13 protein-coding genes and 1 pseudogene are annotated in these 12,837 nt (G+C 42.1%); all 14 read right to left on the reverse strand.

Annotated features, from left to right (window positions below):
• Positions 1-357: 357 nt before the first annotated feature.
• Positions 358-867: a YtxH domain-containing protein gene (locus HF992_RS09750; RefSeq protein WP_168549840.1), complete on the reverse strand. Its 510-nt coding sequence runs from the start codon at positions 865-867 to the stop codon at positions 358-360.
• Between the two features lie 12 nt (positions 868-879).
• A complete protein-coding gene (locus HF992_RS09755) occupies positions 880-1,263 on the reverse strand; it encodes a DUF948 domain-containing protein (protein WP_168549841.1) in 384 nt (127 codons plus the stop codon).
• Positions 1,264-1,286: 23 nt separating this feature from the next.
• On the reverse strand, positions 1,287-2,057 hold the full coding sequence (lgt, locus tag HF992_RS09760) for a prolipoprotein diacylglyceryl transferase (protein WP_168549842.1): 771 nt from the start codon (positions 2,055-2,057) through the stop codon (positions 1,287-1,289).
• Positions 2,050-2,985 (reverse strand): HPr(Ser) kinase/phosphatase, encoded by a 936-nt coding sequence (gene hprK / locus HF992_RS09765; RefSeq protein WP_168549843.1) that lies wholly within the window; start codon positions 2,983-2,985, stop codon positions 2,050-2,052. Before hprK ends, lgt begins: the two co-directional genes overlap by 8 nt.
• Positions 2,986-3,110: 125 nt before the next feature.
• Positions 3,111-3,383, reverse strand: a complete 273-nt coding sequence (locus HF992_RS09770) for a PspC domain-containing protein (protein ID WP_168549844.1) — start codon at positions 3,381-3,383, stop codon at positions 3,111-3,113.
• A 179-nt stretch (positions 3,384-3,562) separates the two neighbouring features.
• Positions 3,563-4,756 (reverse strand): methionine adenosyltransferase, encoded by a 1,194-nt coding sequence (gene metK, locus HF992_RS09775; RefSeq protein ID WP_168549845.1) that lies wholly within the window; start codon positions 4,754-4,756, stop codon positions 3,563-3,565.
• Between the two features lie 553 nt (positions 4,757-5,309).
• Positions 5,310-5,690, reverse strand: a complete 381-nt coding sequence (gloA, locus tag HF992_RS09780) for a lactoylglutathione lyase (RefSeq protein WP_168549846.1) — start codon at positions 5,688-5,690, stop codon at positions 5,310-5,312.
• Between the two features lie 166 nt (positions 5,691-5,856).
• On the reverse strand, positions 5,857-7,578 hold the full coding sequence (gene ezrA / locus HF992_RS09785) for a septation ring formation regulator EzrA (protein WP_168549847.1): 1,722 nt from the start codon (positions 7,576-7,578) through the stop codon (positions 5,857-5,859).
• 84 nt (positions 7,579-7,662) lie between these two features.
• Positions 7,663-9,615, reverse strand: a complete 1,953-nt coding sequence (gyrB, locus tag HF992_RS09790; protein WP_168549848.1) for a DNA topoisomerase (ATP-hydrolyzing) subunit B — start codon at positions 9,613-9,615, stop codon at positions 7,663-7,665.
• Positions 9,612-10,205, reverse strand: a complete 594-nt coding sequence (locus HF992_RS09795; protein ID WP_168549849.1) for an HAD-IA family hydrolase — start codon at positions 10,203-10,205, stop codon at positions 9,612-9,614. Before HF992_RS09795 ends, gyrB begins: the two co-directional genes overlap by 4 nt.
• Positions 10,206-10,282: 77 nt before the next feature.
• Positions 10,283-10,825, reverse strand: coding sequence for a DJ-1 family glyoxalase III (locus HF992_RS09800; protein WP_168549850.1), 543 nt, complete (start codon positions 10,823-10,825; stop codon positions 10,283-10,285).
• A gap of 12 nt (positions 10,826-10,837) precedes the next feature.
• Positions 10,838-12,064 (reverse strand): FtsW/RodA/SpoVE family cell cycle protein, encoded by a 1,227-nt coding sequence (locus HF992_RS09805; protein WP_168549851.1) that lies wholly within the window; start codon positions 12,062-12,064, stop codon positions 10,838-10,840.
• Positions 12,065-12,337: 273 nt separating this feature from the next.
• Positions 12,338-12,580, reverse strand: coding sequence for a type B 50S ribosomal protein L31 (locus HF992_RS09810; RefSeq protein ID WP_168549852.1), 243 nt, complete (start codon positions 12,578-12,580; stop codon positions 12,338-12,340).
• A gap of 151 nt (positions 12,581-12,731) precedes the next feature.
• Positions 12,732-12,837, reverse strand: a pseudogene (locus HF992_RS09815) (IS30 family transposase); the annotation flags it as partial.

A 12,837-nucleotide genomic window follows, 5' to 3' on the forward strand; every position in this document is an offset into this window, starting at 1 on the left:
TTGCTAATTGAAGTTTTAAATCTAAATATCTCTAACAGCCAGTATTCCAATCATATTTGGCTATCTAAAAATTGTGAAAAAGTTTCCTATTTGAGAAAACTAACACCAGCTGACATAGCCATACTTCGCTCATAAATAAACATTTTTAAACCTAAAAAGAGTGAGCCCCAATCACACTCTTACAAGTTGTCGATTGGAGCTCACTCTTTTTCTAGCCAGTGCATACTTTATCGTCACACTTTAGTGCTCAAGGCACGGCTTATTGAAGCGTCACCGCTTTTTATAGCAACACATTCATCATGAATCACCGTTCTGCGGCGATTCAACACCATTATAAGCCTATGAGGGAATAGAAACTCAATGATTGGTTTCCTCACCTGGTTCATCTTCAAGTACTTCATCTGCCAAGAGATCGACTTCATTTAAGTCAATGGTAATATCTTCTGAAATCGATTCTTGATTATAAGTGTCGTCTTCAACCAGATCATTCAAGACCTCCTCTGCGTCAGCCTTGGCTTTAGTGGCCTGGTCTTTAAACTGAGCAAAAAAGTCCTCTTGACTCACGCGCTCTTTAAGTTCATCCGCCTTGTCTTTGACTGTTTTGACGATGTCATCTGCGGTCAATTCTCCTGTTTCAAATTTGTGCTTGACATCAGTATACTTTTCAAGAGCCTGGTCCTTGATTTCCTGAGCCTTTCCTACCCATTCAGAGTATTTCGCTTCTGGATTTTCCTGATAGTCCTGAAGATAATCTGCCAGTTTGTTTTTAACAGCCTTACCTGTCTTGCTAGCTAAAAAAACAGCTGCAGCTGCACCCCCCGCAGCGCCTAAGATAAGGGTTGTTAGGATTTTATTAGGTTTGGACATGTGAGTTCCTCCTTATTTTTTTAACAATTTTGAAACAAGCCCAACAGCTGACAAGGTCTTACCTGCCTTAGCAGTGGATTTGGTCGCATGACCCGCCTTAGAGGTCAAGTTTCTAGCAGATTGGTTTAAATCAGACACAGAGGTTGATAGGTCCGCAACAGCCACAAATAAGGGCGTGATGGTCTCCATTTTTCCATTAACATCGTCAACCAAAACATTGGCCTTAGCTAAAATTTCATTAGCCTGATAGAAAGTAACATTCGCATCACTTGTCAAGACCTTCAACGTTGTCTGAGCTTCATCCACAACCTTAGAAATTTTTGTGATCAACAAAATCACATAGATCACTAAAGCTGCAAAAGCCACTGCTGCAATCAATAGAGCAATTTCACCCATAAAGAATTCTCCTTTTTAATAGCCTAATAAAGAGGCTGAGTTTTTGTTTTCCTAGCATAAACGACTAGACCTAAACCTATGACAATAAGCACTAACGACACCCACTGGGAAACTCTTAGACTTCCAAACATCAGACTATCTGTCCGTAAACCTTCGATGATGAAACGTCCAATACCATACCAAACCAGGTAAAAAGCTGTCGGCTCACTTCGTTTCAAGAAGCCTCTATGACGAACGGCCATAATGACCGCAAAGCCAAACAAATTCCAAAGGGATTCGTAGAGGAAGGTCGGCATCCGATAACTCCCATCAATAAACATCTGTTCGCGAATAAAGGCCGGCAGATAATCTAAATTTGAAACAGCAGTACCATAAGCCTCTTGATTGAAAAAATTTCCCCAACGCCCTAGAGCTTGGGCCAACAGTACACCGGGAGCAGCAATGTCTAAAAAATCCCAGCTATTGATAAAATGCCTTTGGCTAAACCAATACATAACCAAAGCTCCAGTAATCAGGCCACCGTAAATCGCAATGCCGCCGTTCCAAATCGCAAAAATTTCGCCAAGATTATCCTTATATTGATCCCAAGAAAAAATCACGTAGTAGGCTCTGGCACCAAGGATAGCCAGCGGAAAAGCAAGCAAGATAAAATCAAGTATCTGATCGGGATTAATCTTTTTACGAGGCGCTTCTCTCATAGCGAGGTAAACAGCTAGCATCAAGCCTAACAAGATGCATAAAGCATACCAGCGAATTTGCAAGGGACCTATTTCAAATGCAATTGGATCAATCATCTGCAACTCCATTTTGAGCAATGAGATTGGTCAGGCGCTCTTCAAAGGTCTTTGTGGCGTCAAATCCCATTTCTCGTGAACGATAGTTCATCGCTGCTGCTTCGATGACTACCGAAATGTTACGACCCGTCTTCACAGGAATGCGGATCCTAGGAATACGGACATTAGCAATCTCGATTTCTTCATTGCCGTTCCCCAAGCGGTCAAAGACCTTCTCAGTACCATAGTTCTCTAAATAAATAGCTAGTTGGACCTGCGAAGAAGCCTTGACTGCTGATGCTCCGTAAAGACTCATGATATCAATAATTCCGACACCACGAATTTCCAGCAAATGCCGTAAAATCTCAGCAGGCTCCCCCCAAAGCGTCACATCATCTTTGGCATAAACATCAACACGGTCATCTGCAACCAGACGGTGCCCACGTTTAACCAATTCCAGTCCTGTTTCTGACTTACCGATTCCTGAGTCCCCTTGGATAAGCACCCCCATCCCATAGATATCCATCAATACTCCATGGACGCTGGTACGTTTAGCCAAACGCGAATCTAAATAGCTGGATAGCTCCCCAGAGAGGCGACTAGTCGGCACATTGCTCTGCAAAACTGCAATCCCTTCTGACTGGGCCGCTTCCAACATCTCATCAGGAATCCCTAATCCTCTTGAAACGATAAAGGCAGGTGTTTCGGCTTTGATCATTTCACTGAGCACCTGAAGGCGGTTGTGAGCGGTCATCTTTGTCAGATAGGACCATTCTTTCATCCCAATCAACTGAATACGCTCCGGCGAGTAATAATCAAAATAGCCTGTCATTTCGAGCCCTGGACGTGAAATATCAGAGGTTGCAATTTCTTTGTTTAGGAGGTCTTCCGTTGCGTAAACAACGGTTAAACGAACTTTTTCAACAAGTTCTTTTACTGTAACTACCATAAATCCCCTTTCTAATAGCTTGCTACTATTATATCATGTTCTTTCCAATTTTTCCTTTGAAAGCCCTTAACTTTTTCAGGAAAAAAGAAAGACCCTTACGGGCCTTCTTTTAGGGGAGGAGCAAATTACCAAAACCAGTTGGTCTTTTCTTTGATCTTTTCAGCTTCTTTAATCCGGCGAGGAGCTTGCCCAAATCGCTCACGGGTCAACTCACCCTTGCTAGAAAGAGAATGACTCATGATGTAGTAAACCAACGGGCCAATAACCGGGTTAAAAACTGAGAAAACAAAGAAGAGGAGACGCAGATACTGCAAGTTCCATCCGAACTTGTCAGCAATGCCAGCAAGAACGCCGGAAATCATTCTATTTTTCTTAAGCTTATAAAAACGTGCTTGCATGACTCTACCTCTCTTTCACTGGATGATTTTATTATACTCTCTTCGAGCTTAAAAAACATCCGTCCCAAGACTGATTTCGCTTTCTTAAAAACTATTTTTTCTCAATTCCTTGGATTTTCAGCTGTTTTGATGCCTTTCATCCAGCGATTCATTAAAAAAATCAGTCCTAAGACTGATTTTTAGTTTTCCAACAGATTTAATAAGACCTCTACCTTATCGGTCCGTTCCCAAGGCAAGTCAATATCTGTACGTCCCATATGGCCATAGGCTGCTGTCTGACGGTAAATCGGACGTTTAAGGTCCAGCATCTGAATAATACCGGCTGGTCTCAGGTCAAAGATTTGGCGCACAGCTTCTTCTAATCGGCCTTCTGAGACCTTACTAGTCCCAAAGGTGTCAATCCGAACAGAGACCGGCCGAGCAACCCCAATCGCATATGCCAACTGAACTTCCACCTTCTTAGCCAACCCAGCAGCCACAATGTTTTTAGCAATATAACGGGCCGCATAAGAAGCGGAGCGATCGACTTTGGTGGCATCCTTTCCTGAGAAGGCACCGCCTCCATGACGAGAATAGCCCCCGTAAGTATCTACAATAATTTTCCGCCCTGTCAATCCAGAATCACCCTGTGGTCCACCAATCACAAAGCGCCCTGTAGGGTTAATAAAGAATTTGGTCTGATCATCCAGATAGTTAGCTGGAATAATCACTTTTATCACTTGCTCAACCACATCTTGATAAATCTGTTCATTAGTGGCTTCTGGATCATGTTGAGTAGAAATCACCACAGTATCCACCCGAAGCGGCTGATCGTTCTCATCATATTCGACAGTCACTTGTGACTTGGCATCGGGTCTAAGGTATGTCAGCTCACCAGATTTACGAAGATCTGCCAGACGTTTCACCAACTGATGAGCTAAAGAGATTGGCAAAGGCATTAATTCTGGTGTCTCATCAACTGCAAAACCAAACATCAATCCCTGATCCCCAGCACCAATCAAGTCTAAGGGATCCTTGTCCCCACTGCTACGTACTTCCAAAGATTCATTAACGCCTTGTGCAATATCCGGCGATTGTTCAACCAATGAAGGGTGAACGCCCACTGTTTCAGCTGAAAAACCATAAGCTGTATTGGTATATCCAATCGATGCAATGGTATCACGAACTACACGGTTAATATCAACATAAGCTGTGGTTGAAATTTCCCCAAAAACATGGACAGTCCCTGTATAGACAGCGGTCTCCGCTGCAACGTGTGCCTCTGGATCCTGTTCCAGAATAGCATCTAAAATAGCATCTGAGATTTGGTCTGCAATCTTATCTGGATGCCCTTCAGATACTGATTCAGACGTGAATAATTTACGTTCTGACATATAAATGTCCCCCTTTAATGAAAATCATAATTCGACAGCCTCTAACCTCCTCACATCAAAGATTGGATTAGAGAACTAGATAAGACAAATTCGCCTTACCAGCAGAGGGGAAAAGAATCTCTTCCAGCCTCTGTGTCACGTTAAAAGTTACAAAGAACCGATCGTCTTTAAATCATTCGCATGATTTTCCATCCAATCGCCTTTTCGGGACTTATTAACCCCACCATTATACCACAGGTCTTCTATTTTTTCTTACTTTTTCCAAACAAAAATTTAGCATTTTAAACGAATCTCACCGAGTTGTTCTTCTGCTCATTTATACTATAGCATGTGAAACGGGAATAGGACAAGAGTTTGGCTAAAAGCAGCAGTAACCGATCATCTCTTTCTTATATAGGCCATTTTTGAAGTGGAATAGCGATTATTTAGAATACGGATCATTAGTCCTCATGTTAAAAGGTCCAATTATAGGCCACTTCAGCCTAACCTAACACAAAAAGTAGGCAGAAATCAAACTCTTCCGAGTGATTGATTCCTACCCACTAGCTTTGGATTATTTTTGGCGGATAATTTCGATTTTATAGCCATCTGGATCAAGGATAAAGTAATAGCTTGGTTGAGTCCCAGGAAGTCCTTTCAAATCTGTCACTTCATAACCAGCTTCAAGATGCTTAGCATGTAGGCCTTCTAAATCTTCAACACTAATCGCAATATGGCCATAACCATCACCCAAATCATACGGACCATGGTCATAGTTGTAAGTCAATTCCAATTCATAATCATCACCTGGCAATGTCAAGTAGACCAGAGTAAACTGATGGTCTGGAAAGTCGCGACGGCGAGAAACCTCGAAGCCCAAGGCTTCCGTATAAAATGCTAAGGAAGTATCTAAATCCTGTACACGAACACAGGTATGTGCCATTTTACTTGTCATAATAATCTCCTTTTCTATAATCTTATTGTACTACCTTTAAGAAAAGTTTTCAAAAAATTGATTCTTATTCGTTTAGGAAAAGGGCTTCCTTCTATTCAAAGAAAGACAACGGCGCTAAAAAGAGAGAAGGAAGGCACTAGTGAGCCCTCCCTCTTTTAAATCATTGTTATCGAATCACTTCGCGGGTCCGTATATAAGAGTTAACGAAACGTTCTGTAACCCCTGGCTCAACCCTCTCCAAAGCTTCTGAAATCGTCTGGAAGGATAAAGCATAATCAAAATATTGCTCAAAGGCAACAAGGGAAGCCGTAAAAGCGTCTTGGATTGCTGGCTCCTGAGAGCGGTAGCGATTAGCATACTGTAACAGCTGCTCTGTCAGGCTAGCATCTTGTACAATTTGGTAAGCTTCTTCTTCTAGAGCCTCCATAGCTGTGGTAGTCATCTCCAACTGACGGTTGACCGCTTCCATATCAATGCGTTGCGGTTCAAATGCTCCGAGGAAGGCTTCCACCTTATTACTGGAATCAAAGAAATGATTAACAAAACTTTGTGGAATACCTGGAAGATTACGTTTTTCCATGTAACGTTTAATCGTGTGCAACCTGTTGACAAAACCATTCGCCTTATTTCGAGCATTGGTTTCATGCTCTTCTTGACTATTGAGGTAGTCGGCCAAGCTAATCAAGCCTTCCTCTGTATCAGACAATTGCAACTGAGCAGCCTTAAAGCTATCCAAAATCTGAGAATAGGCCAGATCTGGCTGATTCATGTAATCAATCTTATGTTGAACATCTTCTTTGAGGATTTTGAACTCTGCTACCAAGTTTTGAATCTGTCCTAATTTACTCTCTGAGAGATAGTAGGACTGGCGTAGGCGCTCAACCTCTCCTTGGAGTTTTGATTGGCTCTTCTCGATATGTGCAATGTAGTCTGGCAAAACCTTCGAAAGTTTTGAAACCTCTTGTTTAGCAGAGATTTCTTTGGTAAAGATTTCATAAAGACTATCTATTTCATCTTGGATACGTTCATTTTCAGCATCTGCTCTGTCCAAATCAAAGTTGACGGTCGTCATTAGATTGTCTTTGATTGATGAACGAACATTTTGGAGACGAACCTCAATGTCATCCTCTGGAAATTGGTAATTCTCTTCCAAGAGCTTACGGTAACCCGAATTGAGATCATCCAATTGCTCTGGCATGGTGCCAACTAATTTTTCCATCAAATTCGGTAGGCGATCCATAATCTGACTAAGAGCTATCATATGCTCCTCAGTCTTATCCAAGATAGCCGAAGCCTCAATGGGATCTCCTGAAGTATTCAACGTTACAAACTCTGAAAATTCTGATTCGATATGCTTGAATTGCTTTTGTAACTCTGGCAAGGTCGAACCGTAGCTGGCTTCATTTTCAGACAGTTTTTGTTGCAAATCATCAAATAAATCCAGGGCATGACGAACGCGACCACTATTTTTGGCTTCCTGTTCTTTAAGGTCGACCAAAGCTTGACGAATCTCTGCGATATCTTCACTAACTAGATTGATTTGGCTGTCAATGTTCTCAATAGCTGTCTTTGCCTTTAAAAAGCGGAACGATTGGTTAAACCCTTCTGTTTCAAAAATTTGATTTTCAATATCCGCAAAAGTATTCAGTGATAGGTCAACCCATTTTTGATTCCACTCACGGAAAGTCACCTGACTCTGCCCGATCAAATGCAAGTTTTTTACTTCCTCAATCTCGTCATTAACCGGGAGATTAAACAAAGCCTCCTTGCGCTCTTCCAACTGGTCCAGCAAGGTTTCATTGCGTTTCCTTGCTAAAATACTCAACACATAAGCTAGGATGATAATGGTGACTATCACAATGATAGTAATGATCATACCACTAGACATATAAAACTCCTTTTATCCTGTTATTCTAAAAAACCTGCCCTATTATACCATATTCAAGGACAAATTGCACGCCCTTTAAGATTCTTATATGTCTAGGGTTGAATAGACAGCATTTTCTTCGATGAATTCACGACGCGGTTCCACACGATCCCCCATCAACATATCGAAGATACGATCCGCTTCAGCAGCATCATCAACAGTGACACGCGCCATCAAACGATTTTCCGGATCCATAGTGGTCTCCCAAAGTTGGTGATCATCCATCTCTCCCAAGCCTTTATAGCGCTGAATAGTTGGCTTTGAACGTCCCTGACTATACTCTGCCAAAGCCTTCTCTAACTCCTGCTCTTGATTAGCACCTGGTTGGATATAAGCCTTGATTTCAGAACCTACCTTAACACCATAAATGGGCGGTTGCGCAATGTAGACGTAGCCCGCCTCTAAGACTGGGCGCATGTAGCGGTAAATCAGTGTCAGAAGAAGCGTTCTAATATGTGCACCATCAACATCCGCATCAGTCATAAGGACCAATTTTTTATAACGTGCCTTGGTGACATCAAATTCTGCACCGAATCCTGTGCCCATCGCTGTGAAAAGGCTGCGGATTTCCTCATTGGCCAAGATCTTATCCATCGTTGCTTTTTCAACGTTTAATATTTTACCTCGAATAGGAAGAATGGCTTGAAACTCCCGGTTTCGTCCCGATTTAGCAGATCCACCAGCAGAATCTCCCTCGACGATAAACAACTCTGTTTCATCTGGATTGTTGGACGCACAGTCAGCCAATTTGCCCGGTAAGTTAGAGATTTCTAAGCCTGATTTTTTACGGGTCACCTCACGAGCACGCTTAGCTGCAATTCGTGCCTTGCTGGCTAAAATCCCTTTTTCAACGATACGGCGAGCAATCTGTGGATTCTCCAGTAAAAACTCACTAAAAGCTTCCGAAAAGAGACGATTGGTAATCTTAACCACTTCGCTGTTTCCCAATTTGGTCTTTGTTTGACCTTCAAACTGTGGATTAGGATGCTTAACAGAGATGACCGCCGTCAGGCCTTCGCGGACATCTTCGCCGGTCAAATTATCTTCATTTTCTTTAAGGATCTTATTTTTCTTAGCATAATCATTGATGACACGGGTAAGAGCGGTGCGGAACCCCTGCTCATGCGTCCCACCTTCATGAGTATGGATATTGTTGGCAAAGGACATGACATTTTCATGGTAGCTAGTGGTGTATTGCATGGCTACTTCAACCACAATGTCATCCATCTCACCTTCTGTAAAGATAGGGGTCTCAAAGATTGGCTCCTTGCTAGCATTTAAATGCTCTACGTAACTAGCAATCCCACCTTCATAATGATAATCCTTAGTCTGCTCTTGACCTTCACGCTTGTCCGTTATAGAGATAGCTAATCCACGATTCAAGAAGGCCAACTCTTGGATACGTTTATTCAACTTATCAAAGTCATACTCAGTCGTTTCAGTAAAGATTTCAGGATCTGGCGTAAAGTGGACAGTCGTTCCATGACGGTCAGTTTCCCCGATCACAGCCAAATCTGCGACCACTTCCCCCCTACGGTACTCTTGGAAATAAATTTGGCCATTCTTATGAACCTTAACATCCAACTGCGTAGAAAGAGCATTTACTACTGAGGAGCCTACCCCATGAAGGCCACCAGAAACCTTATAGCCGCCACCGCCAAATTTTCCTCCTGCATGGAGAACCGTAAAGACGGTCTCAACTGCAGGGCGCCCTGTTTTTTCCTGAATATCCACTGGAATACCACGGCCATCATCTACAACGGTAATGGAATTATCGGGTTCAATTAAAACCTGAATCTTGGTTGCAAATCCAGCCAATGCCTCATCAATAGAGTTATCAACGATTTCCCAAACTAAGTGATGCAACCCTTCTTTCGAGGTTGAACCAATATACATTCCTGGACGAAGCCGTACAGCTTCTAGCCCTTCTAACACTTGAATCTGACTGGCATCATAATCTTCAGCCAGAGCCTGTAAGTCTTTTATTTCTTCTGTCATATCATTCCTACTTCTTCTGCTTTATCGAGATCTAAAATTTGTTTTAAACAGTGATTCCCATCAACCAAATAAGTAGCCATCCCAGCAGCCTGACCGGCACGGATATCAATCTCACGGTCTCCAATCACTAAGGCATCTGTCATCTGGTACTTGTCTTTGAGGTAAAACAAGGCTTTCGGATCAGGCTTTCTTGGAAAACCTTGGTCAGCCGTCACAATCTCTTCAAAATAAGAGATAATCCCAGCACGCTCCAAAATAGCCAAAACCTGATTATCCCGATGAGACCACAAAAAATGACGGCCACCTTCAGCTGTGATGGTCTCTAAGGTTTCTTTAGCGCCTGAAAATAAGATCGGACGTTGCAAATCAATCGCCTCATTTTCCTTATAACGGTTTAAAAAATCGGGAATATCTGCCGCATAGCGAGCAATCGCTTCTGCAGTTGACAATTTAAGAGCCGCATAGATTTCATCATGTCCTGGTACAGGTCTGCCATAAGCTTCCAAAGTTTCAGAAAAAGCCTGAGTGGAAATCTCATAATTATCTAAAAGAGTACCACCTAAATCCCATATATAATCTCGATATCTCATAGGGAATATTATAGCATATTTTTCAAAAAAATTAAAGCTCTAACCCTACTAAGAACAAGGGAATAGAGCTTTTTCAACTAGTCAAATAAGGCCTTGTAAATCATTCCTTGACTCAGCGACTGACTATCGCCACCTAGTATGTCAACTAGCTTGTAAGCAAAGGCGAGACTGACCCCTGCCCCTTTAGCAGTGATAATGTTCCCATCCTGAACCACTAGATCGTGCTGATGCTTGCCGTGACCGATCTCTTCTTCCACACCAGGATAACAAGTGTAGGCTTTGTCCTTCAACAGTCCTGCCCGACCAAGAACCTTTGGCGCCGCACAGATAGCAGCTAGGTAGGCTCCGGCTTCATGAGCCTTCTGAAGCGCTTCAATCAAGCGCGTATCATCCCTTAGATGATCTGCCCCTGGCAACCCTCCCGGCAAAACAACCATTTCATAAGCAGATAAATCGCCCGACCAGAGCTTATCTGCCACAAGTCGAATACCGTGGGAGCCTTCTACTGCTTCAGAAAATCCCAGGGTTTCGACGACAATACCAGCTCTTCTAAGAACATCTATCGGAGTGATTGCCTCAATTTCTTCAAAACCTGGTGCCAATAGGACTGCAACTGTCATTTTCTGTCCTCCTTAATCAATAGTTTCAATAATAAAACGATGTTTGCGCTGGAAGTGTTGCTGACGTTTTTCTTGAAGAAGAGAGTTTTGATAACTCATCGACAAAACTAACCCAACGCCTATCAAATTAGAAATAATTGATGAACCTCCCTGAGAGATAAACGGTAGTGGTATCCCTGTTAACGGCAAGATTCCCGTAGCTGCACCGATATTTTCAAATACATGAAAGAGTATCATCATGATAAAGCCTGTTGAAATAAACGTATAAAATCGGTTGTTAGACACAATAGTGACTCGAATCATCCGATAAATTAGCAACATGTAGAGGCTAATCACTACTAAACCTCCTACAAACCCAAAATCCTCTCCAATCACGGTAAAAATCATATCACTCTCCCGTACAGGCACATGGAGATTGGTCATATTGAATCCCTGTCCCATTAGGCCACCGCTGCCAATCGCAATCAAACTTTGAGCTTGCTGAAAAGTTGTGGTTTGCGCATTTTCAAATGGATCTAACCAAGCAGCAATCCGATTAAGCTGGTAAGTATCGATTCCTAGATTATGAAGAATTTCCTTGCCGTTTGGTGAAATAAAAATCAGGATAAAAGTAGTGGTAAAAAGACCAGCCAGTAGAACCACTGGCAGTATAATCGTCCACGAAATACCAGAGAGAAGAACAATCCCAGAAAAGATAGCCATAAAAACTAAGGCTGTCCCCAAATCGCTTTGGAAATAGAGTAATCCTAAAACAGGTAAGGTAACAACCAAGAGCTGTACCAACAAGAGTATGTCAGACCATAGGCTGGCTTCGGAATGCTTCTCATGAAAACGGACAACCACGTAAGCCATCATCAAAATGTAGGAAATTTTCATGAATTCAGACGGCTGAAAAAGGGTCTGGCCGTTCAATGTCACCCAGTTTTTGGCTCCCGTCATTGCCACCAAGGATGAACTATAGAAAAAAAGAGGCAGAAACATCATTCCTATCCCTAAAAGATAGAGAAAAGGGGTGGCCTTCCATAGAAATTCCTTGTTAAAGAACATGATCACAAAGGCAAAAACAATCCCTAAAAGAACCCATAAGCCTTGTAGAAGCACGATGTTCAAAGCTCTAGTAGGATAATCATGGCTAACTGCTATATAAACCGCAACCAAACCAATTAACAGCAAAAAAAACACAGGCAAAATCAGACTATAATCAACACGGCTATCCCAAGAAGGCCTTCTCACATCCATCACTTCTCCTTCAACTCAATTCGTTTCATCTCTCTAGTATTATACCAAAAAGATTGATTAGCCGTATCGTTTTAGCAACTTCTTTTTCCTAGGCTATGGCAGAGCTAAAAACCTAAAGAGCAAGTGACACTTTCCATCACACCTCAGGGCATAACCGTAAAAACAGCGCACTTTCCGTGACATTAAAGACTGTATCCCCAACATCCTCGGCTTCCACTCGAACTTTAACGTTAGGAGACATGAAAACGACCCCATTTGGGATCGTTAAACTTTTTATTTGAGGCCGTATTTTTTGTTGAAGCGGTCCACGCGTCCATCTGCTTGAGTGAACTTCTGACGCCCTGTGTAGAATGGGTGTGAGTCAGAAGAGATTTCAACACGAACCAATGGATACTCAGCACCTTCAAATTCGATGGTTTCTTTAGAGTGTTTAGTTGAGCCACTCAAAAACTTGTAACCTGTTGTTGTGTCAAGAAAGACAACTTGGCGGTATTCTGGATGAATATCTTTTTTCATTTTCAAAAAAATTCCTTTCTGCCATAGCTCTCGAGAGCCATAGTTTATAACCTCATTAGTTTACCATATTCTTTGAATCTATGCAAGTCATTTCTACTACTTTTTATAATTCTTTCAAACTTGCCCAACCATGCTAAATTTCAAGTCCAAGTTAGGCATTTAGTAAAAATTGTCTAGGAGATAAATAGTTCAAACATTTCTTTGGATAGTTGTTAATCCAATTTTCGATGAAGGCGACCATTCTTGTGGTCGTTTTC

Origin of the sequence: Streptococcus ovuberis (assembly GCF_012396585.1) — a bacterium.
GTDB lineage: Bacteria > Bacillota > Bacilli > Lactobacillales > Streptococcaceae > Streptococcus > Streptococcus ovuberis.

Coding starts and splice junctions, on each gene's coding strand:
- HF992_RS09750 (WP_168549840.1), bottom strand. CDS start 867: ATGTCCAAACCTAATAAAATCCTAACAACCCTTATCTTAGGCGCTGCG.
- HF992_RS09755 (WP_168549841.1), bottom strand. CDS start 1,263: ATGGGTGAAATTGCTCTATTGATTGCAGCAGTGGCTTTTGCAGCTTTA.
- lgt (WP_168549842.1), bottom strand. CDS start 2,057: ATGATTGATCCAATTGCATTTGAAATAGGTCCCTTGCAAATTCGCTGG.
- hprK (WP_168549843.1), bottom strand. CDS start 2,985: ATGGTAGTTACAGTAAAAGAACTTGTTGAAAAAGTTCGTTTAACCGTT.
- HF992_RS09770 (WP_168549844.1), bottom strand. CDS start 3,383: ATGCAAGCACGTTTTTATAAGCTTAAGAAAAATAGAATGATTTCCGGC.
- metK (WP_168549845.1), bottom strand. CDS start 4,756: ATGTCAGAACGTAAATTATTCACGTCTGAATCAGTATCTGAAGGGCAT.
- gloA (WP_168549846.1), bottom strand. CDS start 5,690: ATGACAAGTAAAATGGCACATACCTGTGTTCGTGTACAGGATTTAGAT.
- ezrA (WP_168549847.1), bottom strand. CDS start 7,578: ATGTCTAGTGGTATGATCATTACTATCATTGTGATAGTCACCATTATC.
- gyrB (WP_168549848.1), bottom strand. CDS start 9,615: ATGACAGAAGAAATAAAAGACTTACAGGCTCTGGCTGAAGATTATGAT.
- HF992_RS09795 (WP_168549849.1), bottom strand. CDS start 10,205: ATGAGATATCGAGATTATATATGGGATTTAGGTGGTACTCTTTTAGAT.
- HF992_RS09800 (WP_168549850.1), bottom strand. CDS start 10,825: ATGACAGTTGCAGTCCTATTGGCACCAGGTTTTGAAGAAATTGAGGCA.
- HF992_RS09805 (WP_168549851.1), bottom strand. CDS start 12,064: ATGGATGTGAGAAGGCCTTCTTGGGATAGCCGTGTTGATTATAGTCTG.
- HF992_RS09810 (WP_168549852.1), bottom strand. CDS start 12,580: ATGAAAAAAGATATTCATCCAGAATACCGCCAAGTTGTCTTTCTTGAC.